Genomic DNA, 23,456 nt, shown 5'->3' with positions numbered 1-23,456 from the left:
CCGCATGAAACCATTGATCTTGAATGTGGCTGCCTTGCTGGCGCTGTCGACCGCCGTTCCCGCCATGGCCGAAGTGGTCGTGGTGGTCAATCCGAAAAGCGCCGCTGGCGCCATGACGAATGAACAGGTGGCGCAATTCTTCCTCGGCAAATCGACGGCCATGACGCCGATCGACCAGCCGGAAAGCGCCCCCGTGCGCGCCGAGTTCTACAAGAAGGTGACGGACAAGGAACCGTCGCAAGCGAAGGCCCTGTGGTCCAAGCTGGTCTTCACGGGCAAGGCCACCTTGCCGAAGGAAGTGGCCAACAGCGCCGACGTGAAGAAGGCCGTGGCTGCCGATCCGAAAGCCATCGGCTATATCGAAAAGAGTGCCGTCGACGCCAGCGTCAAAGTGGTGCTGACGGCGCCATAAAGCCGGCCCGGGCCGCACGCCATGCGGCGGCCCGATAATTCATCAGAATCAGGAGACAGCAATGAGCATCAAACGCAAGATATGGGCGCTGCCTGTCGTCTCGGCCGTGATTTTCGGACTGGGACTGGCCGTCAGCGCCTACCTGTCCACGGCCACGCTCAATTCCATCCACGCCACGGAAAGCGCGGACTATCCCGTGCTTGACATGGCCAAGTCGCTGACCCTGGACGTGGCCGCCGTCGGCGACGCCCTGCGCGACGCCGTCAGCGAAGGCGACAAGGAACGTATCGGGCAAGTCGGCGGCCAGGCTACCAAGCTGCGCGCCAGGCTGGGCGACTTTGCGGCGATCCCCGGCCAGCGCGAGCACGGCGCGCGGCTGGCCAAGGAATTCGATGCCTACTATGCGCCGGCCCTGAGCGCGGCGCGCATCATGCTGGAAATGGAAGAGGGCGACCCGCAAGCGACCGTGGCGCGCATGCAGGGCGCGCTGGCGGTGCTCAATGCCGACCTGGCAAAGACCAATGAACAGGCGCAAGCGCAGTTCAGGCAGGGCATCGAGCGCAGCGCGGCCAATGTGCGCAATGCGCTCAATACCAGCATCGCCGTGGCGCTGGCCGTCATCGTTTGCCTGGTGGCCGTGTCGCATTTCGTCGTGCGCGCCATCTGGCAGCAACTGGGCGGCGAACCCGAATATGCGCGCCAGATCGCGCGCGCCGTGGCCGATGGCGACCTGTCGATGCACATCGTGACCGAGGCGGGCGACCAGGACAGCCTGCTGGCGGCGCTGAAGGACATGCGCGCCAAGCTTGGCGGCATGGTCTCCGATATCAAGGCGTCGGCCGAAACCATCCAGGTGGCGAGCGCGGAAATCGCCCAGGGCAATGCGGACCTGGCCGCGCGCACGGAATCGCAGGCGGGCAGCCTGGACCAGACGGCGCGCAGCATGGACAGCCTGACTTCCACCGTGCGCGACAACGCCGCCAACGCGGGCCAGGCGCATGCGCTGGTGGTGTCGGCATCGTCGGTTGCCGTGAAGGGCGGGCAGGTGGTCAGCCAGGTGGTCACCACCATGGGCGAGATCAACGATGCATCCAAACGCATTGTCGACATCATCGGCGTCATCGACGGCATCGCCTTCCAGACGAACATCCTGGCCTTGAATGCGGCCGTGGAAGCGGCGCGCGCCGGCGAACAGGGGCGTGGCTTTGCCGTGGTGGCGTCCGAAGTGCGCAATCTGGCGCAGCGCAGCGCGGCAGCGGCGCGCGAGATCAAGCAACTGATCGGCGATTCGGTGGCCAGGGTGAATGTCGGCTCGAAGCTGGTGGACGAGGCGGGTCTGACCATGGGCCAGATCGTCGATTCCGTGAAAAAGGTGGCCGACATCATGGCCGAGATCAGCGCCGCGAGCCAGGCGCAGAGTGCCGGCATCGGCGACATCGGCGTGGCCATCGGCAGCATGGATCAGATGACGCAGCAGAATTCCGCGCTGGTGGAAGAAGCGTCGGCGGCGGCTGAATCGCTGCAGGAACAGGCCGTGCAGTTGGGTACGGCGCTGGCCGTGTTCAAGCTGGCGCAGGGTGCTGTGTCGGATTACGCGCTGCGCGCTAATCCGACCTACCAGGTATTGGCGTATGCGTAGGTTGGATTAGCGCAGCGTAATCCAACACAGGAGCGCCGGCTTATGCGCGCAAGCCGAACGGATCGTCGATGCTGTGCGCCGGTTGCGTGAACCAGCGCGGTCCGTTTTCCGTCATGTAGAAATGGTCCTCGTGGCGGATGCCGAATTCGCCGGGGATGCAGATCATCGGCTCGTTCGAGAAGCACATGCCCACGTCGAGCGGCGTCGTGTCGTTGCCCACCAGGTAAGGCCACTCGTGGATATCGAGTCCGATGCCGTGGCCCGTGCGGTGCGGCAGTCCGGGCAGCTTGTAGCCGGGGCCGTAGCCGTCCGCTTCCAGCGAGACGCGCGCGGCGCGGTCCACGTCGCCGCACGGCACGCCCAGTTGGGCGGCCGCGAATGCGGCGGCTTGCGCGGCCTTTTCGCTGTTCCATACGCTGCGCTGGCGCTCGCTGATCTGTCCGAAAACATAGGTGCGCGTGATGTCGGAGATGTAGTTCATCACCTGGCAGCCTGTGTCGATCAGCACCGTGTCGCCCGCATTCAGGGTTTGCACGTAGTTGACGCCATGCGGGTAGGCGGTCGCTTCGCCGAACAGCACGATGCAGAAGTACGAGCGGGGGGCGCCAACCTTGCGGTGCGCGCGCTGGATGAATTCCTCCACTTCCACCGTCGTGATGCCTTCGTACAGCATGCTGGCCGTGGCCACGTGCACGGCCAGGGTCATGTCCATCACGCGCTGCATTAGGGCGATTTCCGCTTGTGATTTTCTGCTGCGGCAGTAAGCCGTCACGGTGCGCGCGTTTTCCAGCGCGTAGCCGGGGGCCAGCGGCTTGATGCCGTCGTAGATGAAGAAGGCGGCGCTTTCGCAGATGCCCACGCGCGGCGGCGCGGCCGCATCCTGGGCGATTCCCATGCGCGCCAGCACGTCGACGAACAGCTGGTACGGGCTTTCATGCTCTTCCCAGCAATTGACCTTGCCCTCGATGAGCATGAAGCCTTGCAGGGTGCTTTCCTCGAAGGCGGGAGCGATGTATTCGATGTCGCCGCTGGCCGGCAGGATGGCGCCCACCATGCGTTCGCTGGCATACCATTTGGTGCCCGTGAAATAGGTGAGGTTGGCGCCCGCGTTCAGGTAGATGGCGGCGATGCCCTGTTCGCGCATGAACGCTTGCGCCCTGGCGATGCGTTGCGCATGTTCCTCCTTGCCGATGGCGACCATGCCTCCCGTCATGTCCGACAGCGATGCCAATGCCTGTTCGATGGAAGTGCCACCTATGCTCATGCCTGCTCCTTTGCTCGATGCTGAATATGGAATGCGGGCATGATATCAGTTCGCGCCTTTCGGCTTGAGGCCGGGCGCGCCGCCGGCCGTATCGGGCGGAGCCAGCACCAGGTCGTGCGGATACGTGAAGTGCCAGTCCGCGTAGCGCTGCTTGCGGCGCAGGCTGGCGTCTTCGTCAAGAAAGTTGTCCTGCTTGATGGGCAGCTGCGGCGACAGCGAATGGATGCCGACGATGCGTCCCTCCTGCCGCAGCACGCCCCATTCCGCCTTGCCCGTGACGGGGTCCGCATACAGGCGGCGCAAATGGCGCCGGGCGTTGGCAAAGCGCGGGTCGCGCAGCAGTTCCTGCAGGGTCAAGGGATAGCGGGGCCGCCCGTCGGCCGGCGTGCTGTCGTAGTAGCGGCCCAGCGCGTTGCGGAATTCATGACCGATGAACAGCAGCTCGCGTTCCTTGTCGCGCCGCGCGGCCGTGGCAAACAGTTCGCCGGCCAGCACCAGGCCCACGCCCATGAAGGCCACCAGCATCAGGGTCCAGATATACGCGAAGCCCCGCGTGCGGCGCTGGAAACTAGAGCTGTTCAAACGGGATGCCCTCGCGCGTCTTGCCCTTGGCGCCGCTGCGCACGTCGGCCACGCCGCCGATCTCGCCATTGGGCGAAGGGATCAGCTGCCAGGTGGCGCTGGATTCCGTGACGGGGTCCAGCGGCACGCTGCGGAAGTAATGGTGGGTCACCAGGTCGGCCAGGGCGGCCGGGTATTCTCCCTTGTCGGCATAGTATTTATCGAGGCCGCTCCTGAGTACCTGCAGGTTTTCCTTCAGGGCGACTTCCTTCGACTTTTCCACGGAGCCGAAATAGCGGGGGATGGCGATCGTCAGCAGCAGCGAGATGATCGCCAGCACCACCAGCAGTTCGACCAGGGTAAAGCCGCGGCGTATGGTCGGGGTATGCATGGCGGTCACCATTGATTGAGCGGCACGCCGTTCAGGCCCACCTTGGTCGAGCGCGAGGCGACGTCGAACACGTCTTCGCCTTCGCTGGGATTGTCGGGCGGCGAGGCATAGGCGCGCTTGCTCCAGCTGTCGGCCGCGCTGCCGGCTTCCCTTGGCTGGAACGGGTCGCGCGGCAGGCGGCGCAAAAAGTAGATGTTCTGCTTCGACGGGCTGCGCTGGTCAGGCACGCCCTCGACCAGTTCCTCGAGTTTTTTCGGATAGCCCGATGCGCCCAGCGACAGCTTGATGCGGCCATTGTCCGACGCGCGCTTGTAGGCGTCGATCGCTTCGCGCATCTCGATCAGGGCGCTGCGCAATTGCTGCTCCTTGGCCCGTTGCAAGGCCACCTGCGCCATCGGCACGGCCACCGTGGCCAGGGTCGCCATGATGGCCAGGGTGATCATCAGTTCGATGAAGGTAAAGCCTTTATGCTTCACTGGCCACCTTTGCTTGTCTTGTCGGCGGCGGGCGCCTCGTCGCCGCCCGTCATGGGCGAGCCGGCGCGTGGCGCGGCCTGCTCGGGCGCGGCGATGGCTTCCGGCGTGCCGCCCACGCTGGCGCGCCCGCCCACGGACGCCTCGGTGCCCGAGTTGAATTCGGCCGTCATCAGGTCCGGGCGGCGGATGCTGCGCAGCAGGCGCGGCGTGATCGACAGCACGATCTCGCTGCGCATGGCGTCATCCTTCTGGCTGCCGAACAGGCGGTTCAGCACGGGCAGCTCGCCCACGCCGGGCACCTTGTTGGCCGTGCCCCGGTCTTCGTCGCTGATCAGGCCCGCCAGCACCTGCGTCTCGCCATCTTTCAAACGCAACACGGTCGAGGCGCTGCGCGTGCCGATCTGGTAAGCCTGCGTGCCCGTTTTGCTGATCACCTCCTTGACGACGTTCGATACTTCCAGGTTGATCTTGATGGCCACTTCATCGTCCAGGTAGACGTTCGGTTCCACGTCGAGTTTCAGACCCACGTCGATGTAGTTGACGCTGTCGGAACTGACGCCGTTATTCGTCGTGACGGTAATGACCGGCACGCGGTCGCCGATGAGGATCTTCGCCTTTTCCTTGTTGCGCACGCGGATGCGCGGGTTGGCCAGGATATTGCTGTCGCTGTCCGTCTTGTTGGCGTTGAGGGTGACGCCGCCGATGCCCAGGTTGATATTGTCGCCATTGATGCGGTGCAGGTCCGCCACCTTCAGGCCGCCCAGGCCACCCGTGCTGCCTGCGACGCCGGCCAGGGTCAGGCTGGCCTGGTCGGGCCAGCGCACGCCCAGTTCCATCAGGCGCGTGCGCTTGACCTCCAGCACCTCCACTTCCAGCATCACTTCCGGGTCGGCCAGGTCCTGCACGTTGATGATGCGCTCGGCCATGCGCACCATTTCCGGCGTATCGCGCAGCATGATGATGCCCAGCCGTTCATCGGTGACGACATCCTTGGCCTTGAGCAGGGTCTTGATGGAAAACGCCACCGTCTTGACGTCCGCATTGGCGAGGAAAAAAGTGCGTACCACCAGCTGCTGGTAATCCTTTACCTTTTGCGGCGTGTTCGGGTAGATCGTGATCGACTTGTCGCTGGTGACGCTTTGCTCGAGCTGGTTGGCGCCCAGCAGCATGGCGATCGCTTCCTCGATGCTGGTGTCGCGCACGGAAATGGTGGCGCGCAGGGCCGGGTCGACCTCCTTGTCGAAGACGAAGTTCAGGCCCGACACCTTGCTGAGAAGATCGAACACGGAGCGCAGGGGCGCGTCGCGAAATTCCAGGGTCACGGGTTTGCGGTAGGCGGCCGCCAGCTTGCCGCCGGCCGGACGGCTTTTGGCCAGCTCGTCGCCGATGCGGCCTTTCAGGGCCAGCGCCTCGCGCTGCGCCGGACGTTCCTGCAGCACCTGGCGCAAGGCTTCCTGCGCCTGCGCGACATTCGCTTCGCCGCCGCGCTGGTAGCTGGACTGCGCCTCCTGCACCAGCTTGCGGTGCCGTTCATCCTGCGCCACGCCGGCCAGGCCCCGCTGCGCCACGTCGTTGCTGGCGTCCAGCGCCAGCGCCTGCTGGTACAGCGCTTGCGCTTCGGGCAGCTTGCCCTGCTGGCGCAGCGCCTCGGCGCGGCCATTGAGGTTGTTCAGCGCGCGCATCCTGCCGTTGGTGACGGCGATGCGGTACTTGGCGTTGGTCGGTTCGGCCTGCGCCGCCTGTTCCAGCAGGGCCAGGCCCTGTTCCGTGCGGCCGGCGCCCAGCATGGCCTGGCCGTCGGTATAGGCCTGGTTGCCGGCGCAGGCGGCCAGCAGGGACAGCATCGGCAGCAGGGTGATGCCAGTACGTGGTGTGCGTCGTTTCAATTGATATCCCCTACGGCGAGTGTCTGTTTCAGGTTGAGCGGCAGATAGGTAAATTGCAGGGCGCCCTGCACCACGCCGTCGAAGCGGTAGCGCTCTTCGAGCGTGTCGCCGGGCCGCGCCACCACGTTGCGTTCGCCCGCCTGCAGGAAATAGGCGGCCTTGCCTTCGTCGACGAAACGGCCCAGGAACTGGAAGGGCAAAGGTGGCGGTGCGTTCGCATCGACGGCGGCGACAGTGCGCGTGGCCTGCGCCGCCTGCTGGTCGAGCATGATCTTTTTCGGCGTCTCCGGCTGCCAGCTTTGCTTGGCGAACAGGGTGGCCGCTTCCTCGTCGTCGAGGCCCCGGCGCGGTTCGATGGCCAGCGCGCGATTGGCTGGCGCAGCGGCAGTGGCGACGACGAGGGGCGCGACCGCCACCCGTTCCACCTGGCGCGGCGTGGCCGTGGCCGGCCCCACGATGCTGCCTTCGTCCTCCGGTGCGAAGAGGGCGGCCAGCAAGGTCGCCACGGCGGCACCCCCCAGTACGGCTTTTTTCATCGGCGCGCCTCCGGCTTCTTGACCAGCAGGATGAACTGGATGCGTGCATCGATCTCGCCCGCTTCGATCTGCTCGCGTTTGAACAGCACGGAGTCGAGCGTCAGCGTGGGCAACGCTTGCAGGGCGTCGACGATAAAGGTTTGCAGCTGCGCGTATTCGGCCTTTACGGGCAAGGTGATCTGGTAGCGCAAAAAGGCCGTGTTGCCGTCTTCCTGCGGCTTGTAGTCGGCCTTGGCCAGGGTAACGCCGCTCTTCTGCGCCACTTCCAGCAAGGCCTTCAGCTGCTCGGGAATGCTGTCGTGCGCGGGCAGGTAGGCGTGAAAGGCGGCCAGGCTGTCGGCATCGGCATCGGCGTCGAGCGTGACGGGCGCCGGCGGCAGCGCCGCCTGTTTCGCCATCACGGCCAGTTGCGCGCGCAATGGCTGCTGGCGTCCCGCCAGGGCCTCGCCCTGCTGCATGGCGACGGCGGCCAGCGCCAGGCTTGCCGCGCCGATGGCGCTGGGCCAGCCCAGGGCACGCCACAGACGCGCCGTTTCCCACGCCAGGCGCGGGGGCAGGCGCAGTTGCAGGCGCGGCCGGGCCACGGGCGTGCCGGCTTTTAACAGGGGTTTTATTGCCGCCATTGCGCCTCCAGCTGAAAACGGTAAGGGTGTGCGGGCGCGTTCGCGTGACTGTTCATCTCGTGCTTGAGCAGATACACGGAGCTGAACATGGGCTGCTGGTTCAGGAAGGCCAGGTAGTTGAGCATGTCTTGCGGGGTTTCCGCCTCGGCGGCGATTTTCAGCACGCTGGCGCCATCCTGTCCCTGCTGCGCATTCAGGTCCAGCCCCAGCAGGGCCACGCGCACGTCGCGCGGCGCCTGCACCGTCCTGACCAGGCGCGTGACGGGCAGGTTGAGCTGGCGCACGGCGGCGGCCACCTGTTTCAGTTCGAGGTCGCGCTCGCGCTGCTGGCTTGCCGAGAGCGGAGCACGCACGGGACGCGCGGGCTGCAGCTGCGCCAACTGCGCCTCCAGGCGCCGCGTTTCCTGCGCCTGCACCAGCCAGTACACGGCGGCCGGCAGCAACAGCAAGCCGCCCGCCAGGCACAGGGCCAGGCGCCAGCCCTTGAACGTCTGCGCGGCGCCGGGCGGCAGGAATTCCAGGCGGCTCAGGCCCATGCGGCCTCCCGCATCAGGTGGGCGGGGCCGGCCACGGCGATGGGCGCGAAGCGTTCGGGCACGTTCGCCTGCGGCACGCCGCTCAAGTCGATCAGGGTCACGTGTTCGATGGCGTCGAGCTGCGGTGCGCGCAAGTTCCAGCGCCGCCATGCCCGGTCCAGTTCGTCGCCCCAGGCCGCGGCGCAGGACTGGCTGTGCAGGGCCGTGATGCGTCCGCCGCCCGTCGTTGCCAGCAGCAGCCGTCCCGCTTCCACCAGGGCGAAGGCGGCGGGTTTTCCCCCGGCGATGCTGCGCCAGGCCGGCCCGGCGATCGGTTCGATGGACAGGCAGCGCCGGCCATGTGCGGCGGCCGCGTCCTGCACGCCTTGCAGCAGGGCCGCATCGATGCCGCAGGCCAGGCGCGGCGTGCCGTATGGGGCGTCGTCGGCGACCAGGCGCCAGGCGCGCGCCCCCTCGCCATACACGGCGCCGAACTGGCTGTGCAGGAAGCGCTGGGCGCTGCTCCGGTCGAGCAAGGCACCGCTCCACGGTACCATCAGCATGGCGCACCAGCGGCTGGCCAGGCTGACGGCCAGCGGCATTTTTTTGCCGCCATCGTGTTCGAGCCAGCCGCGCAGGGCGGCCAGCGCGACTTCCCAGCTGGCGTCGGGATTCGCAATGGGCAGGTGGAAGGCGCTGTCGGGCAAGGGGCGGCCGGCGCGGCGCAGCACGCCGTGCAGCCCGTGCGGGGCCAGGTGCAGGCACACGGTGGCGCGGGTAAGGCGTTCAATAAGTGACACGATTGAGCTCCGCTAAAGTGGTTTCTCCGCGCCGCACCAGGTCCAGGCCCGCCTCGCGCGCCAGGCGGAAGCCGTTGCGCGCCGCCTCTTCCTTCATCTGGCTCAGGGGCGCGCGCGTGCAGATCATTTCGCGCATCGTATCGCTGAGCATCAAGACCTCGGCGACGGCCTTGCGGCCCTTGTAGCCGGTGCCGCGGCAGTGGCCGCAGCCCTTGCCGGCCATGAATTGCCAGTCCTGCACCTGATGCAGGGCCAGGCCGCTGTCGCGCAGCTGCTGCGCGTCGGCCAGCACCTCGGCGCTGGCGTCGATGGCGCAATGGGCGCAATTGAGGCGCAGCAGGCGCTGCGCCACGATGCCGTTCAGGGCGGCCGCAAAGCTGTAGGCATCGACGCCCATGTGCAGGAAGCGGCCGACCACATCGAACACGTTGTTCGCGTGCACGGTGGTAAATACCAGGTGGCCCGTGAGCGCCGCCTGCACGGCGATCTGCGCCGTTTCGTCGTCGCGGATTTCGCCGATCATGATCTTGTCGGGATCGTGGCGCAGGATGGAACGCAGGCCGCGCGCGAACGTCAGCCCCTTCTTTTCGTTGACGGGTATCTGCAGCACGCGCGGCAGCCGGTATTCGACGGGGTCTTCGATGGTGACGATCTTGTCGCGGCCCGTATTGATTTCCGTGATGGCCGCGTACAGCGTGGTGGTCTTGCCCGAGCCTGTGGGGCCCGTCACCAGCAGCATGCCGTGCGGCTTGGCGGCCAGGCGGCGGATCTGTTCGATGGCATCCTCGTTCAGGCCCAGGCTTTCCAGGCGCAGCGCCTGCGCCGCTTCCGTCAGCGCGCGCCGGTCGAGCAGGCGCAGCACGGCATCCTCGCCAAAGATATTGGGCATGATGGAAACGCGAAAGTCGATCTCCGCCCCCTTTACGCGCACCTTGAAGCGGCCGTCCTGCGGGATGCGGCGCTCGGCGATGTCGAGGTCGGCCATCACCTTGATGCGCGAGATGATCTGCTCGGCCATCTGCAGCCCCTGCACCTGGCCCGCCTGCACCAGCACGCCGTCGACGCGGTATTTGATGACCAGGCTGGCCACGTCGCATTCGAGGTGGATGTCGCTGGCCTGGAATTTCAGGGCATCGTAGATGGTGGAGTTCACCAGTTTCACGACCGGGCTGCTGTCTTCGCTGATGCGGATGAGCGAGATGTCTTCGATGCTCTGGTCGAGTCCTGGCACGTCATCCCCGTGCTGCATTTCCTGCATCGCCTGCTGCACGCTTTCCTGCTGCTGCAGGTAGGCGGCCAGGTCGTCCGGATGCGCCAGCGCCACCGTGAAGGGCGTGGACAGGGCGAAGTCGGCCCATTGCAGCAGGTCCTCGCTGAAGGGATTGCCGATGACGAGCACGGGCGGCGCGCCCGGAACGCCAGGTTGCAGCAGCACGCAGTCGCGCTGGGCGCAATCGGTGTAGGGCAGCAGGGCAAAGGCGGGCAGGGCGGCCTGCAGTTCGGCCATCGTCCAGGCCGGATAGCGGAACAGGGCGGCCAGCTGGCGCAGGAAGACCTCGGGCGGCAGGGCCGCCGTTTCCTGCAGCACGGTCATCTGCGGGCGGCCCTGTTCCAGCGCACTGGCATGGGCGCGGCGCAGCATGGCCGCATCGAGCACGGCCCGTTCTTCGTCGCGCGCGTTCATGGCCGCACCTTCACGATAAGGTTCAAGACAAGCTCCCCGCCAGTTCAAAGATCGGCATGTACATCAGCACCACCACGCCGCCGATCACCACGCCGATGATGGTCATCAAGAGCGGCTCAAGCAGGCGCGAAGCCCAGTCCACCCAGCGGGCGAATTCCTCGTCGTGGAACTTGGCCGAGCGTTCCAGCATGTCGCCCAGGCGGCCCGTGTTCTCGCCCACCTTCAGCAGCGATTGCGCCACCGGCGTTGCCATGCCGGCCTGTTCCAGCGCGGTGGAAAACGGCATGCCTTCCTGCACCGCGCGGCGCGCCTGCGTCAGCTGCTCCTGCTGCGCCGGCAGCAGCATGGGGCCGACCATGGCCAGCGCCTTGTGCAGCGGGATGCCCGCGTGCAGCAGCAGGCTCAGGGCGCGGTAGAAGCGGGCCAGGCGGAATTCGGCCGCCTTCTCCGCCAGTACGGGCAGGCGCAAGAGGCGCAGCACCAGCGCCATGCGCATGGCGCGGTTGGCGACGCCGAAGACCACGGCGCCGACGGCCGCGGCCAGCGCGCCGGCGCACAGCAGCGGATGCGCGGCCAGGGTCTGACCAAAACCGAGCAGCATCTGCGACATCCAGGGAATTTCGCGGCCCGAGCTTTCGTAGACGACGCTGAATTTGGGCACCACATAGCCGAGCAGGAACAGGGTCACCAGGCCGCCGACGACGAGCAGCATGCACGGGTAAATGGCGGCGGAAATGAGTTTTTTGCGGATGGCGTCGAACTGCAGCTGGTAGGCGACGAAGCGCGCCAGCGCCTCGGGCAGGTTGCCCGAGCGTTCGGCCGCGTGCACGGTGGCGATGTAAATGTCGGGGAAGATATCGGGGAAACCGGCCAGGGTGTCGGAGAAGCTTTGCCCCTGCTGCAGGGTGAGCACGATGGCGGCCAGGGTGCTCCTCGCGCCCGGGCGCGTTTCCTTGTTGTGGAGGGTGGCCATGGCCTCGCCCAGGTTCAGGCCCGCTTCGAGAAGGGCCAGCAGCTCCTGGCTGAATTGCAGCAGGGGCAAGCCTTGTTTGCCGGGGCGCAGCGCGGCGCCCGCGTCCGGCGCGGCGCCGTCGTCGACGGCCAGCACGCGCCAGCCGCCGCGCACGGCCGCGCGGATCGCCTCGGCCTCGCTGGCGGCGTCGATGGCCAGCGCCTGGCTGCCCGCCGGGCCCTGCACCTGGAGGTGGAACTGCATGGCCGGCTCAGGCGAGCATGGTGGCAGGCGTAAAAATGGACAGGCTGGAATGGGGGAAAGCGCGTGCGGACAAGGTCGAAGTAGGCATCGGTCAGGAACCATCCAAAAAAGTTCAATTCGTCGCGGGTACCGGCAGCAGGCAAGATGCAATCACTGCCTCAGGGTAGACTGGAATTGCCAGGAAATCAATCGTGCTGTGCGGGCAAGCCATCGTTTCGATGGCTTGCCCGCATGTTCAGCCGCTTACTGGGTAACCAGGCTGACCTTGTCGATCACGAACGAGGTTTGCAGCGAAGCGTCCTCGGTGGCGGCGAACGAGATCTGCACGGTCTGGCCCTTGTAGGCGATCAGGTCGAAAGTGCGGATCTGGTAGCCGGCCGCCTTGTTCACGTTCGAGTACGAGGCCAGGGTGCCCAGCACCGTGCCGGCGCTGTTCTTCACGGTGACGACCAGCTTGTCGTACACGGTATTGCCCGTTTCCGCCGTGTCGATATGCAGCGCGAAGCTCAAGCTGGCGGACGTGGCGGCGGCCGGAATGGCCACGCTTTGCGTCAGCGATTCGCTGGCCGTGACGCCATTGCCGCCCAGCCAGGCGTACTGCGTGCCTTCGTACGCGGTTTGCCCCGTAAATGTGCCGATGGCGCCGGTGGTGCCGCTCCAGCCCGTGGCGCCGGCCTCGAAGCCGCCGTTCGTCACTCTTTCGGTGGCGCTGCTGGTGCCCACCGTCAAGGTGGCGTTGTTCGACGTGGCCGTCACGGCGGGCGACGAGGAATCCGTCACCGTGGCCTTGAACACGGCGCCGCTGTCGGCCGCCACGGCCGTGAAGCTGTAGGCCGGCGACGTGGCGCCGCTGATCACGGCGCCGTTGCGGTACCACTTGTAGGTGTACGGCGCCGTGCCGCCGCCCGCGCCCACGGCGAACGAGGCGGTGGCGCCCGGTGCGACGGTGATGCTGGCCGGCTGGCTGGTGATGGTCACCGCGCCGCCCGTCGTCGATTCATCGACGTCGGTACCCACGTTGATGGCCGCATACGCGCGCTTGACGGCGATCGATTCCGCGCTGCCCACGCCATACAGTTCCTCGGCTGCCTGCAGCACCTTGTTGCGCGCGTCGGCATAGTTGGTCGACGAGGTGAACTTGGTGGTGGCGGCCTTGAACCAGATGCGGTAAGCCTTGTCGCTGCCGATACCGGTCATGGCCAGCGGGCTTTTGTTCAGGTAGGAGCTGTAGTAGTCGCTGCTGGACGTGGAATTCGAGCCTTGCGACAGGAAGTAGAACATGCGGTTGTTCGGGCCGCTGCTGTAGTGGACGTCGAGGTTCTTGATGGTGCTGCTCCACGCATTCGGGCTGCTGCCATCCTTGCTCGGCTTGTACAGCCAGCGCAGCGGCTGGCCGTTCTTGGCGATCTCCTTGCCCGTCATCCAATCGTTGCCCGTGTTCGGAATCGTGGTGCCCGTGCCGCCGGCGCGCGCATACGCTTCCACCATCTCGCCGGCGATGTCCGAGCTCGATTCGTTCAAGCCGCCCGACTCCTGCGAGTAGATCAGGCCCGAGGTGGCGTCCGTGATGCCGTGACCCATCTCATGGCCGATCACGTCAATGGAGCCGAGGTTGTTGAACGCGCTGCCGCCGTCGCCGATGTACATGCATTTGCAGTTGCTGTCGTAATAGGCGTTGTCGTAGGCCGTGTTGACGTGGGCGGCGATGTGGGTGGCCGTGTTGTTGCCGTCCAGGCTGGACCAGCCCAGCACGTTCTTGTGCGTGTCGTAGGTGTTCATCAAGCCCCACATCGCATTGACGGCCGCCGTCTGACCGTTGGCGTTGGTGGTGCTGCCGCCGCTGATGTATTGCTGGCCGTCGCCCCAGGTATTGCTGGTGTTGCTGTACACGCTGCCCGAGGTGGTGCCGTGGTTGGCATTCGTGATGGCCATGCCGCCGAAGCTGCCGCCCGTGCCGCGGCTGGGATCCTTCATGGTGTAGGTGCTGCCCGTGAGCGTGGTGTTGAGCGGCACCTGGCCGTTGTACTGGCTGTTGCCGATGCCGGCGACGGTTTTCAGGGCTTTCCACTGCCGCAGGATGCGGCCATCCCGGGCGCTGACGATGGTGTCGTAGTAGACGGGCTTGCTGCCGCTGATCATGCGCGTCTGCACCAGGTAGGCCAGCTCGTAGTGGTCGACCACGTCCTGCACGTCGAGGGCGTTCAGCGCGGCTTCCGATTTGTTCTCGGCGCCGGCCACGCGCACGGTTTTCATCACGGGATAGATCAGCAGCTGCGCATGCGGCGGCACATGGTCGACGGCCGGCACGCCGATGCTTTTTACGGCAGCGGCGATGGCGGCGGCGGCGCTGACGGCCGGCGTGGTGTCGATATCGGTGGTGGCGCTGCGGGTGACGGAATTGACGCCGCCGCTGCCGAGGCCCGACGCGCGGTCCGACACGGATTCGCTGACGATGTCGCCGGCGCTGTTGCTGACCACCACCGTCTCGGAACCGAAGACGGGCAAGCCCTTGTAGGTGTGCTGTACGCGGCTCACGCGCGTGCCGCTGACGCCCGGATGCTGGGCGCCGACGGCAAAGCCATGCTCGGTATTCAGACCGCGGCTGCGTGCCTGCGCGGCCAGCTTGTTGACCAGGCTGGCGGTCTCTTGTGGAGAAGCCAGGGCGACCGGCGCGGCCATCAGGGTCTGTGGCAGCGGGGTGGCGGCATCGGCCGTGGTGGCCATCAGCGGCAGGGCGGCGATGGATGCGGCAACTATCGTCAAACGTAAATTCATTTCTGCTCCATGGTATCGGTTAAGGAAATGGTGAATGAGCTGGCCGCGATGCCTGATGGCCACCCCGGCGCGCCTGGCGGCGGGCGGATAGCCTGCCGTTTTGTGATGGCATGACGCCGGGTAGGGGGACACTAAACTTGTCGAGATCGCCATGTCAAAAAATTCAAGAAATGGGTCACCAGGCGATTTTTTGTTAAGAATTGAACATTTATCGGCGTCGCATCGTTGGAAAGTTTGATCTACCACAAGCTGCAACTTTTGTTTTGGACTACTACCCCTATTGGCGCGCTCTGTTGGAAAAACACTGTTGCCTTTTCTAAATGTTGCGATCTACACTAGCTCTTCGCATTGCCCCCAGCGGAGCACGCGAAGACAAAAAAAGCGCACGCGGCAATGACCGCGTCCAGATACAGCGCATCGGGAAAAAAATCGGGAGTTTCACATGACGTCAGTTCTGTTTTCTGCTGTTGGTTTCAGCCATTTCCCCTCTGGAGCGGCACTCATGCTGCATCCGCCTTCCTAGCGGCCGCCAGCCGGCTCTTCCCCCGCGAGGGGATTCTTTTCTGTAAGTCCGACCGCGCCGCCCGGCGCGGCCGCTGGCGCAGTGCATCTTTTTTTCAGGAAGGGTTGCCGGCTCCTGGTGCGTGCACCGGAATCACCGGCCCGACGAACTATGCTTTCGATAGCGACCAAAGTGGAACAGATCGTGATGGAATCGGCCTTTCTCAGCGAGGGATTGGGCCGTGGCTTGCTCAACCTGTCGGAGCTGGCGCGCCAGCTGCAGCCGCAATTGCAGACCGACTTATGGAAACCGGTGGGGCAGGCCGCCGTGGTGATGGCGCTGCGCCGCCTGGCCGAGCGGATGCCGCAGCAGAAAAACGGCGAGATTGTGCTGGCGCACCGCGCGGGCGAACTGTCCACGCGCAGCGAATTGATGGTTGTTACCTACCGCTATTCCGACCAGACGTATGCCTGCCAGCGCCAGTTGCTGGCGCTGGCAGCGCCCCAGCGGGGCACATTCATCACCATTACGCGCGGCGTCAACGAGGTGATGGTGATCTGCAGCCGTTCGCTGCACGCGCTGGTGGAGGAGGTGTTCGGTGAAGAGCAGGAACTGGCGCGCCTGGAGCGGGTGACGGCCGTGACCCTGCACCTGGCGGCCGAAACCTGCTATACGCCGGGCGTGTATCACGCCATCCTCAAGCGCCTGGCCTGGGAGCGCATCAACCTGATCAACATCATTTGCACGTATACGGAACTGACCTTGCTGCTGGAAGCGTCGCAGACGGGCGCGGCCTTTTCCGTATTGTCGAAAATCGTCGCACAATGAAAAGGCTCTGTCCCCGTTAAGTAGGGGAAGTTCAGGAATCTTCCTGTATCCCCGCTGTCTGACTGTGCATCGCAGACAAACGGGAGCCTTTCATGCAGATAGCTCAATGGAAAACCTTCATCGCCCAGTTCGCCGTACTGAACCGTCGCCAGCGCCTGGCGGGCATCGCTCTGCTGCGAGGAAGCGCACCGCAGGGCGCTGCTGCGGCACTGATCGAAAGCGTGGCCCGGCAGCGGTTGCACTGTCCTGCCTGCAATAGCAGTCATGCTCACCTGCATGGTCATGCGCACGGACTGCAGCGCTACCGTTGCGTGCCGTGCGGCCGCACCTTCAATGCACTCACCGGCACGCCGCTGGCGCGCTTGCGCCATAAATCACTGTGGCTTGATTACGCCGATTGCCTGCTGGCATCAGATTCCGTGCGCAAGGCGGCGTTACAGCTGGGCGTGCACCGCAACACCACCTTTCGCTGGCGCCACCGGTTTTTAAGCCTGGCCAAGACGGACCGGCCCCATTGCCTGCATGGCATCGCCGAAGCGGACGAGCTGTATGTGCTGGAGTCGGAAAAGGGATCGCGGCATCTGACCCGTCCGGCGCGCCGCCGTGGCGGTCATGCCCGCCGGCGTGGCATTTCCAATGAGCAGGTCTGCATCTTGGTGGCGCGCGACCGTACGGGACAAACCCTCGATTTCGTCACCGGAAAAGGGGCGCTGACGAAGGCGCAGGTGCGCCATTATTTGTTGCCCATGATCGACAAGGATATCCTGTTGCTCACCGATGGCCATGCCGCCTATCGCGCCTTTGCCAAGGAAGCGGGGATCAGCCACCAGGCCGTCAATTTGCGCGCAGGCATCCGCGTGCAGGGCGCCGCGCATGTACAGAACGTCAATGCATATCACAGCCGCCTGCGGGCATGGCTACGCCCCTTTCACGGCGTGGCGACGCGCTATCTGCCGAATTACCTGGGCTGGCGCTGGATACTGGACGCCGGGCGTATCCGGTCGCCGGAAACATTATTGAAGGCAACTCTGGGAGCATTCCCACATCTGATGGTGACATAGCCAATGAAAAACGCCCCGCTGCATCGCTGCAGCGGGGCGCTTGCCGGCAAGAACCGGTTTTATTTTTCCAGCTGCGTGCGCACGCGGGCGATCGCTTCGCGTACCTGGCGTGGCGCGGTGCCGCCCACGTGGTCGCGCGCGGCAACGGAGCCTTCCAGGGTCAGCACCTCGAAAACGTCTTCGCCGGTCAGCGGCGAAAACGCGCGCAGCTGGGCCAAAGACAGGTCGGCCAGGTCGCAACCGGCGTCGACGCAGGCGCGCACGGCCAGGGCCACCGCTTCATGGGCGTCGCGGAATGGCAAGCCTTTCTTGACCAGATAGTCGGCCAGGTCGGTCGCCGTGGCGTAGCCTTGCAGGGCCGCCGCGCGCATCGCTTCCGGTTTCACCGTGATGCCGCCGGCCATGTCGGCGAAGATGCGCAGTGTGTCGATGACGGTATCGACGGTGTCGAACAGCGGTTCCTTGTCTTCCTGGTTGTCCTTGTTGTAGGCCAGCGGCTGGCCTTTCATCAGGGTCAAGAGGCCAATCAGGTGGCCGTAGACGCGGCCCGTCTTGCCACGCGCCAGTTCCGGCACGTCCGGGTTTTTCTTTTGCGGCATGATCGACGAGCCGGTGCAGAAGCGGTCGGCGATGTCGATGAAGCCGATGCGTGGGCTCATCCAGATCACCAGCTCTTCGGCCATGCGCGACACGTGCATCATCAGCACGGCGGAGGCGGCGCAAAATTCGATGGCGAAGTCGCGGTCCGAGACGGCGTCGAGCGAGTTGTGGCACACGTCGTCAAAGCCCAGCGTTTTTGCCACGCGCAGGCGGTCGATGGGGAAGGTGGTGCCGGCCAGGGCGGCGGCGCCCAGCGGCAGGCGGTTGACGCGCTTGCGGCAGTCGGCCATGCGCTCGGCGTCGCGGCCGAACATTTCGACGTACGCCAGCATGTGGTGGCCGAAAGTGATCGGCTGGGCCACCTGCATGTGGGTGAAGCCCGGCATGATGGTGTCGGCATGCTGTTCGGCCAGGTCCGTCAGCGCGCTGCGCAACGTCGCCAGCAGGGCGCTGATGTCGTCGATGGCGGAACGCACGTACAGGCGGATGTCGGTGGCCACCTGGTCGTTGCGCGAACGGCCCGTGTGCAGGCGCTTGCCCGCATCGCCTACCAGTTCGGTCAGGCGTTTTTCGATATTCAGGTGGACATCTTCCAGGTCCAGCAGCCATTCGAACTGGCCGGCGGCGATTTCCTGCGAAATTTGCGCCATGCCGCGCTGGATTTCAGCGTAGTCGGCCGGGCTGATGATGGCTTGCGCATGCAGCATTTCCGCATGGGCCAGCGAACCTTCGATGTCGAACAGCGCCAGGCGCTTGTCAAAAAATACAGAAGCTGTGTAGCGCTTGACGAGGTCCGAGACCGGTTCGGAAAACCGGGCCGACCAGGCTTCGCCCTTTTTGGAGAATTGATCAGTCATGAAAGAAGTCCTTTAGTGTACGGCGATTATAAACAAGGTTGGCCGGCGGTAGGGCTTTTAGGGGTTTGCAGGGCGCTGAAATGGCCAGGAATGGGGCTGGCCAGCCTCAAATGCCACGCCGGGTGCCTGTTGTGCGTTTCATCCGGGCTTTTTGTATTCTGTCCCGCGAATCGTGCGTTTGGTCGCAATCCGATGGCGGTTCAGGGGGGATCGGCCTACAGTTCAATCATCGCAGCACACAACCAGCCACTCACAGGACACCATCATGAACATCGCTAAAAACATGGAAGCCATCTTCGTTGCCATCATCGCCGTCGCTGCCGCCACCAGCCTGGCCACCGCCGCCGTGCCGAAGTTCCGCGCCGCGCCGGCCCCCATCGCCGCCAGCGCCGATCAAGCCACCATGCACACGGTGTACGTCAGCGCCAAGCACTTGAGCGCCGAAGAAAAAGCTGCCCTGTAAGCGTGGCGATGGGATTGCAGGCAGTACAAGAAGCATTGGCAGCAAACAGCAACACCGCATCACGGACAGGCAGAACGGGCGGCGCCCCCGGTTCTATCGAGCCCTGGTGACAGCCGCAGCAAAAAGGCCGATGATCGTGTTTTTCAACGATAGCAGGGCCAGCGCGATGTCACATTTGATGATCAGCACCGACAAGGCGGAACTCGACGTTCCAGCCATTCACCATTTTCTCAGCACGCAATCGACATGGGCCATCGGCATCCCGTTGGCTACCGTACAGCGCGCGATCGACCATTCGCTCTGCTTTGGCGGCACGCTGGCCGGCCGTCAGGTGGCGTTCGCCCGCGTGGTCACCGACTACGCCACGTTTGCCTATCTGGTCGACGTGTATGTGCTGGAAGAATACCGCGGCCGTGGCTACAGCCAGCGCCTGATGGAGGCCGTGACGGCGCATCCCGGTTTGCAGGGCTTGCGCCGTTTCATGCTGGCCACCAGCACGGCGCATGATTTGTATGCACGCTACGGCTTTACGGCGCCGCTCAGGCCGGAGACGCTGATGGAGCGGTATGTGTCGGATATCTACCAGCATTGATTGCCTGAGCAGCTGGACCGGCGCTCACTGCCAGTGCATCAGGCAGGGCGGAATCAAGAGCAGCAGCGCCAGCACCAGGTAGATCAGCTGCAGCGGGATCATCCACTTGGCCCACGTGATCCAGGGCACGCGCGCCAGCGCCAGCACGCCGACGGTGATGCCGGACGTGGGGATCATCGGCGTGGTGAATTCGCCGAACTGGAAGGCCAGGATGGCCGTCTGGCGCGTCACGCCGACCAGGTCGGCCAGCGGCGCCATGATGGGCATGGTCAGCGCCGCCTGGCCGCTGCCCGAGTGGATGAAGAAGTTGATCACCGACTGCATGAAGAACATCTTTTGCGCGGCGAAGACGGGACTCGACGAGGCCACCAGGGGCGTCAATGCATGAAGTATGGTGTCGATGATCTGCGCGTCGCGCGCCAGGATCATGGTGCCGCGCGCCAGCGCGATGACCAGCGCTACGCTGACCATGTCGCGCGCGCCCTGCACGAAGGATGCGACCAGGCTGTCCATGTCGAGCCGGCCGACCAGGCCGACGATGATGGCCATCACCAGGAACAACGCGGCGATTTCATCGATGAACCAGTCGTACTTGACGACGCCGACGACCATCGTCAGCAAGGTTGCCATGAAGATCCACAGCACGGCGCGGTGCGTGCGCGTCATGCCGGCAAAGCTGTCCAGGTCCATCGAATGTTCGCTGCGCTTTTCGATATCGAGCAGGTAGGTCGGGCTTTTTTCCGGATGGCGCTTGATGCGCGCCGCGTACCACATCAAAAACACGATGCTGACCGCCGTGGCGATGGCCCACACGATCAGGCGGTAGCCGATGCCGGAAAAGATCGGCACGCCGGCGATGCCCTGCGCGATGCCGACGTTGAACGGATTTAAAAAGGCGGCGGAAAAGCCCACCTGCGAGCCGATGAAGGGAATCGACACGCCCGTGATGGTGTCGTAGCCCAGGGCCAGGGCCAGCGGCACGAAGATCAGGATGAAGGGAATCGCTTCCTCGTTCATGCCGAAGGTGGCGCCGCCCAGCGAAAACATGGTGAAGAAGACGGGGATGATGGCGGCGCGCACGAAGCGCGAACTGGTGTGCGCCTTGGCGATGGCCTTGATCAGCGAATCGAAGGCTTCCGTTTTTTGCAGCACGGCGAAGGCGCCGCCGACGATCAGCACGAAGCCGATGATCAGGCTGGCGTCGACGAAGCCCTTGATGGGCGCCATCATCAGCGCGGCCAGGCCCTGCGGCTTGTTGGCTACGTAATGAAACGTGCCGGGGATGATCAGCTGCTTGCCGTTGACCAGCTGGGTGTCGAATTTCCCGCCCGGCACCAGCCAGGTCGCCAGGGCGATCATGGCCAGGATGGCGCACAGCAGGACGAAGGTATTGGGGAGCTTGAATGTTCTCATGGCGCTTTTTTGTGACATTTATTGGCTCAGCAGGCTGCCGCCGCGGAAGGCGATGCTGCCTGCGACCTTGCCGACGTTCATGCCGCGCAGGACGTGGCGGTGGGCGCTGCGCGCAAAAAAGACGCCGGCGACCGTGCAGCGCAAGGTCGTCGTCTCGCCGCTGACGGGGTCGATCAGGTCGGCCACCGCGTCGCCGGCGGCCAGCACGTCGCCCATTTCCCGCAGGTAGACCAGCACGCCGTGATGCGGCGCGAGAATCGGTTCCACGCCCGCCAGCGGCGTTGGCGTACATTGCGGCACGGGCAGGTCGTCGCCGGCGCCGGCGATGTCCAGCACGCCCTCGATGGCGAGAAAGCGCAGCAGGGCGGCGGCGTCGCGTTCGGCCAGGGCGTAGCTCACCTCCACCTCGCCGCGCAGTTCGACGGTGGTCGACAGGCAGGCGGCGGGAATCGGATAGCGGCCGCCGAAGTGCGCGTCAAGATCCCACCACAAGCGGCTGCAGGCTTCGTCGAACGGCTCTTCGCCTGCCGCCAGTTCCAGCAGCACGGCGCGCGCACCCAGGAGCGCGGACAGGGGCGCGATCTGTGCCGCCAGCGGCGTGCCCGTATAGATGTGCAGGGCCGCTTCGTTATCGCAATGCAGGTCGAGCACGATGTCGGCGTCGATGGCCATGCCCAGCAGTGTTTTCTTCAGCGTCTCCGCATCCGTGCCCGGCCGCCAGGCGGCGACGGCGGCGCGCGCGTGCTCGCGTATCAGCGCCACGTTGGCTTGCGCATCCTGCCCCAGCTGGCCATCGAGCGTGGTTTTCAGTTCATTAGCCACGTGGCGGTAGGCGCGGTTGAAGTTGATGCCGGTGGTCAGGTCGAAACGGCCGAACGGCGCGCCATGGATGGCTTGCGCCAGGCCGATCGGGTTGGCGGCCGGTACCAGGATGATTTCGCCGTGCACCTTGCCGGCCGCTTCCAGCGCCAGCAGTTCGCGGCGCAAAAATTGCGACACCAGCATGCCCGGTACCTCGTCCGCGTGCAGGGCCGCCTGGATGTAGACCTTCTTGCCGCTGCAGCTGGTGGCGGCCGCGGTGCCGAAGTGGAAGCTGCTCAATTGGCATGACATGCTGGCGTGCGCGGTGGAGATGGAATGCTGCTGTACTTGCATGGTGGGCGCCCCGAAAAGGTGCATGGTTGATGGATTCCGGTCGATTATGTAGCAATATTTTCACGAAGTAAATCAATGAAAATCCTTTTACAAATATTTGTTGAGTTTTCTTTTTGATATGAGTACAGTAAGTTCCAGCGACCCGATTTCCCCCTCCGCCAGTGATCAGCAGTGCCCAAGAATACAGGCCGCCAGTGATATGAGAGCATCCGCCAGTCCTGCCAGAAGCAGCGCCCCCACGCCACTTGCCACCACGCTGGCGTCGCCCGATGCCGCCTTCGCGCAATCGCCGCTGGGGCAGGCGCTGATGCACGTGCTGGCCGGCGGCTCGGCTTCGCAGCGGCAGATCGCCGATTACCTGCTGCGCAACCAGATGCGCGTGACGGCGCTGGGCATCGAGGAACTGGCCGACAGCTGCCAGGTGTCGACGGCCACCATCAGTCGCTTCGCGCGCGATATCGGTCAGAAGAATTACTCGGCCATGCGCGGCGCCATGGCCGAAACCCTGCAATCGCTGCTGCAGCCGGTCGACAAACTGCGCCGCACGATAGAACGGCGCGCGCGCGCCACCTCGCCCATCACGGAAAGCCTGGAATATGCGGCCGCGAACATCGCCGCCACGTCCGATGCCCTGTCGCCGCCCGCCATGCTGGCCGTTGTGCGCCGCCTGACGCGCGCCAAGGTCGTGTACGTGATGGGTTTCGGCCTGTCGGCCAACCTGGCGGGCATGCTGGTGCAGCATCTGCAGCCGTTTTGCCCGCACGTGGTGGAAGTGGTGGGCATCGGCGGCTCGGAAGTGGCGGCCGGTCACCTGGTCAACCTGACGGCGCAGGACGTGCTCGTGGTGATCTCGTTCCCCCGCTACACGCTCGACTGCATCGGCCTGGCCAGCTTTGCGCGCGACCGCGGCGCCTGCATCGTGGCGCTTACCGACTCGCCCGCGTCGCCCCTGGCCGAACTGGCCGACCACGCGCTGTATGCGCAAAGCGCGCATCCCGTCCTGCCCAGCAGCGCCAGCACGGCGCTGGCCATGATCGAGGCACTGGCCGTGGCGCTGATGGTATCGAACAGGAAGAACGTAGAAAAAGCGGCCCGCTTGAGCGAAGTCATCTCCGCCTATCTGTATGGCGGCGAACATGGGGTGCAAGGCGCGCGGAAAACAGCTTCAAAGCAACGCAAGGCAGTCCCAAAATCATTATAAAAATCA

At 65.0% G+C, this 23,456-nt stretch carries 22 protein-coding genes; 7 read left to right on the top strand and 15 right to left on the bottom strand.

Annotated elements, in window-relative coordinates; translation table 11 throughout:
- Positions 1–4 precede the first annotated feature (4 nt).
- Together JAB4_RS26735 and JAB4_RS26730 are read left to right on the top strand one after the other, a co-directional pair.
- Entirely contained in the window at positions 5–412 is a 408-nt protein-coding gene (locus JAB4_RS26735) for a hypothetical protein (protein ID WP_070224256.1), read from the top strand.
- A 61-nt stretch (positions 413–473) separates the two neighbouring features.
- The gene (locus tag JAB4_RS26730; protein ID WP_070224257.1) at positions 474–2,051 is read left to right on the top strand and encodes a methyl-accepting chemotaxis protein; all 1,578 of its coding nucleotides are present in this window, start codon (positions 474–476) and stop codon (positions 2,049–2,051) included.
- Positions 2,052–2,091: 40 nt separating this feature from the next.
- Here JAB4_RS26730 and JAB4_RS26725 read toward each other — a convergent pair whose 3' ends face one another.
- The 12 genes from JAB4_RS26725 to JAB4_RS26670 form a co-directional block, all read right to left on the bottom strand.
- A complete protein-coding gene (locus JAB4_RS26725; RefSeq protein ID WP_070224258.1) occupies positions 2,092–3,315 on the bottom strand; it encodes a Xaa-Pro peptidase family protein in 1,224 nt (407 codons plus the stop codon).
- 45 nt (positions 3,316–3,360) lie between these two features.
- Entirely contained in the window at positions 3,361–3,897 is a 537-nt protein-coding gene (locus JAB4_RS26720; RefSeq protein ID WP_227742049.1) for a type II secretion system protein, read from the bottom strand.
- A complete protein-coding gene (locus JAB4_RS26715; protein WP_217494543.1) occupies positions 3,884–4,267 on the bottom strand; it encodes a type II secretion system protein in 384 nt (127 codons plus the stop codon). Before JAB4_RS26715 ends, JAB4_RS26720 begins: the two co-directional genes overlap by 14 nt.
- 5 nt (positions 4,268–4,272) lie before the next feature.
- On the bottom strand, positions 4,273–4,743 hold the full coding sequence (locus JAB4_RS26710) for a type II secretion system protein (RefSeq protein ID WP_071650276.1): 471 nt from the start codon (positions 4,741–4,743) through the stop codon (positions 4,273–4,275).
- A complete protein-coding gene (locus JAB4_RS26705; RefSeq protein WP_227742048.1) occupies positions 4,740–6,629 on the bottom strand; it encodes a secretin and TonB N-terminal domain-containing protein in 1,890 nt (629 codons plus the stop codon). Before JAB4_RS26705 ends, JAB4_RS26710 begins: the two co-directional genes overlap by 4 nt.
- A complete protein-coding gene (locus tag JAB4_RS26700) occupies positions 6,626–7,165 on the bottom strand; it encodes a hypothetical protein (protein WP_070224261.1) in 540 nt (179 codons plus the stop codon). Before JAB4_RS26700 ends, JAB4_RS26705 begins: the two co-directional genes overlap by 4 nt.
- A complete protein-coding gene (locus JAB4_RS26695) occupies positions 7,162–7,788 on the bottom strand; it encodes a hypothetical protein (protein ID WP_070224262.1) in 627 nt (208 codons plus the stop codon). The genes JAB4_RS26700 and JAB4_RS26695 overlap by 4 nt, the downstream gene beginning before the upstream one ends.
- Positions 7,776–8,324 (bottom strand): hypothetical protein, encoded by a 549-nt coding sequence (locus JAB4_RS26690; protein WP_070224263.1) that lies wholly within the window; start codon positions 8,322–8,324, stop codon positions 7,776–7,778. Before JAB4_RS26690 ends, JAB4_RS26695 begins: the two co-directional genes overlap by 13 nt.
- Positions 8,315–9,103: a hypothetical protein gene (locus JAB4_RS26685; protein ID WP_139143570.1), complete on the bottom strand. Its 789-nt coding sequence runs from the start codon at positions 9,101–9,103 to the stop codon at positions 8,315–8,317. The genes JAB4_RS26690 and JAB4_RS26685 overlap by 10 nt, the downstream gene beginning before the upstream one ends.
- A complete protein-coding gene (locus JAB4_RS26680) occupies positions 9,090–10,787 on the bottom strand; it encodes a GspE/PulE family protein (protein ID WP_070224265.1) in 1,698 nt (565 codons plus the stop codon). Before JAB4_RS26680 ends, JAB4_RS26685 begins: the two co-directional genes overlap by 14 nt.
- A gap of 22 nt (positions 10,788–10,809) precedes the next feature.
- On the bottom strand, positions 10,810–12,003 hold the full coding sequence (locus tag JAB4_RS26675; RefSeq protein ID WP_070224266.1) for a type II secretion system F family protein: 1,194 nt from the start codon (positions 12,001–12,003) through the stop codon (positions 10,810–10,812).
- A gap of 243 nt (positions 12,004–12,246) precedes the next feature.
- On the bottom strand, positions 12,247–14,778 hold the full coding sequence (locus JAB4_RS26670; RefSeq protein WP_070224267.1) for a M4 family metallopeptidase: 2,532 nt from the start codon (positions 14,776–14,778) through the stop codon (positions 12,247–12,249).
- Between the two features lie 673 nt (positions 14,779–15,451).
- Between JAB4_RS26670 and JAB4_RS26665 the strand changes: the two genes are divergently transcribed.
- The gene (locus JAB4_RS26665) at positions 15,452–16,108 is read left to right on the top strand and encodes a hypothetical protein (protein ID WP_070224268.1); all 657 of its coding nucleotides are present in this window, start codon (positions 15,452–15,454) and stop codon (positions 16,106–16,108) included.
- Positions 16,109–16,200: 92 nt separating this feature from the next.
- Positions 16,201–17,169 (top strand): IS1595 family transposase, encoded by a 969-nt coding sequence (locus JAB4_RS26660; protein ID WP_070308408.1) that lies wholly within the window; start codon positions 16,201–16,203, stop codon positions 17,167–17,169.
- Between the two features lie 59 nt (positions 17,170–17,228).
- Here JAB4_RS26660 and argH read toward each other — a convergent pair whose 3' ends face one another.
- A complete protein-coding gene (gene argH / locus JAB4_RS26655) occupies positions 17,229–18,626 on the bottom strand; it encodes an argininosuccinate lyase (protein ID WP_070224270.1) in 1,398 nt (465 codons plus the stop codon).
- 265 nt (positions 18,627–18,891) lie between these two features.
- Between argH and JAB4_RS26650 the strand changes: the two genes are divergently transcribed.
- On the top strand, positions 18,892–19,089 hold the full coding sequence (locus JAB4_RS26650; protein ID WP_070224271.1) for a hypothetical protein: 198 nt from the start codon (positions 18,892–18,894) through the stop codon (positions 19,087–19,089).
- Positions 19,090–19,255: 166 nt separating this feature from the next.
- Complete coding sequence (locus JAB4_RS26645; RefSeq protein ID WP_070224310.1) at positions 19,256–19,681, top strand: GNAT family N-acetyltransferase; 426 nt, start codon at positions 19,256–19,258, stop codon at positions 19,679–19,681.
- 24 nt (positions 19,682–19,705) lie between these two features.
- On the opposite strand, the gene JAB4_RS26640 is transcribed toward JAB4_RS26645, so the two are convergent.
- Together JAB4_RS26640 and JAB4_RS26635 are read right to left on the bottom strand one after the other, a co-directional pair.
- Positions 19,706–21,094 carry a putative basic amino acid antiporter YfcC gene (locus tag JAB4_RS26640; RefSeq protein WP_162995779.1) on the bottom strand — a complete coding sequence of 463 codons (1,389 nt, stop codon included), beginning with the start codon at positions 21,092–21,094 and terminating at the stop codon, positions 19,706–19,708.
- An 18-nt stretch (positions 21,095–21,112) separates the two neighbouring features.
- A complete protein-coding gene (locus tag JAB4_RS26635; RefSeq protein ID WP_227742047.1) occupies positions 21,113–22,273 on the bottom strand; it encodes a succinylglutamate desuccinylase/aspartoacylase family protein in 1,161 nt (386 codons plus the stop codon).
- Positions 22,274–22,448: 175 nt separating this feature from the next.
- On the opposite strand from JAB4_RS26635, the gene JAB4_RS26630 reads away from it, so the two are divergent.
- On the top strand, positions 22,449–23,450 hold the full coding sequence (locus JAB4_RS26630; protein WP_070224274.1) for a MurR/RpiR family transcriptional regulator: 1,002 nt from the start codon (positions 22,449–22,451) through the stop codon (positions 23,448–23,450).
- The last annotated feature ends 6 nt before the right edge of the window (positions 23,451–23,456 follow it).

The sequence above is a fragment of the Janthinobacterium sp. HH102 genome (assembly GCF_001758625.2).
GTDB lineage: Bacteria > Pseudomonadota > Gammaproteobacteria > Burkholderiales > Burkholderiaceae_D > Janthinobacterium.
The sequence above is the reverse complement of the archived record's forward strand: the minus strand, read 5'-3'. Positions and strand labels throughout refer to the sequence as shown.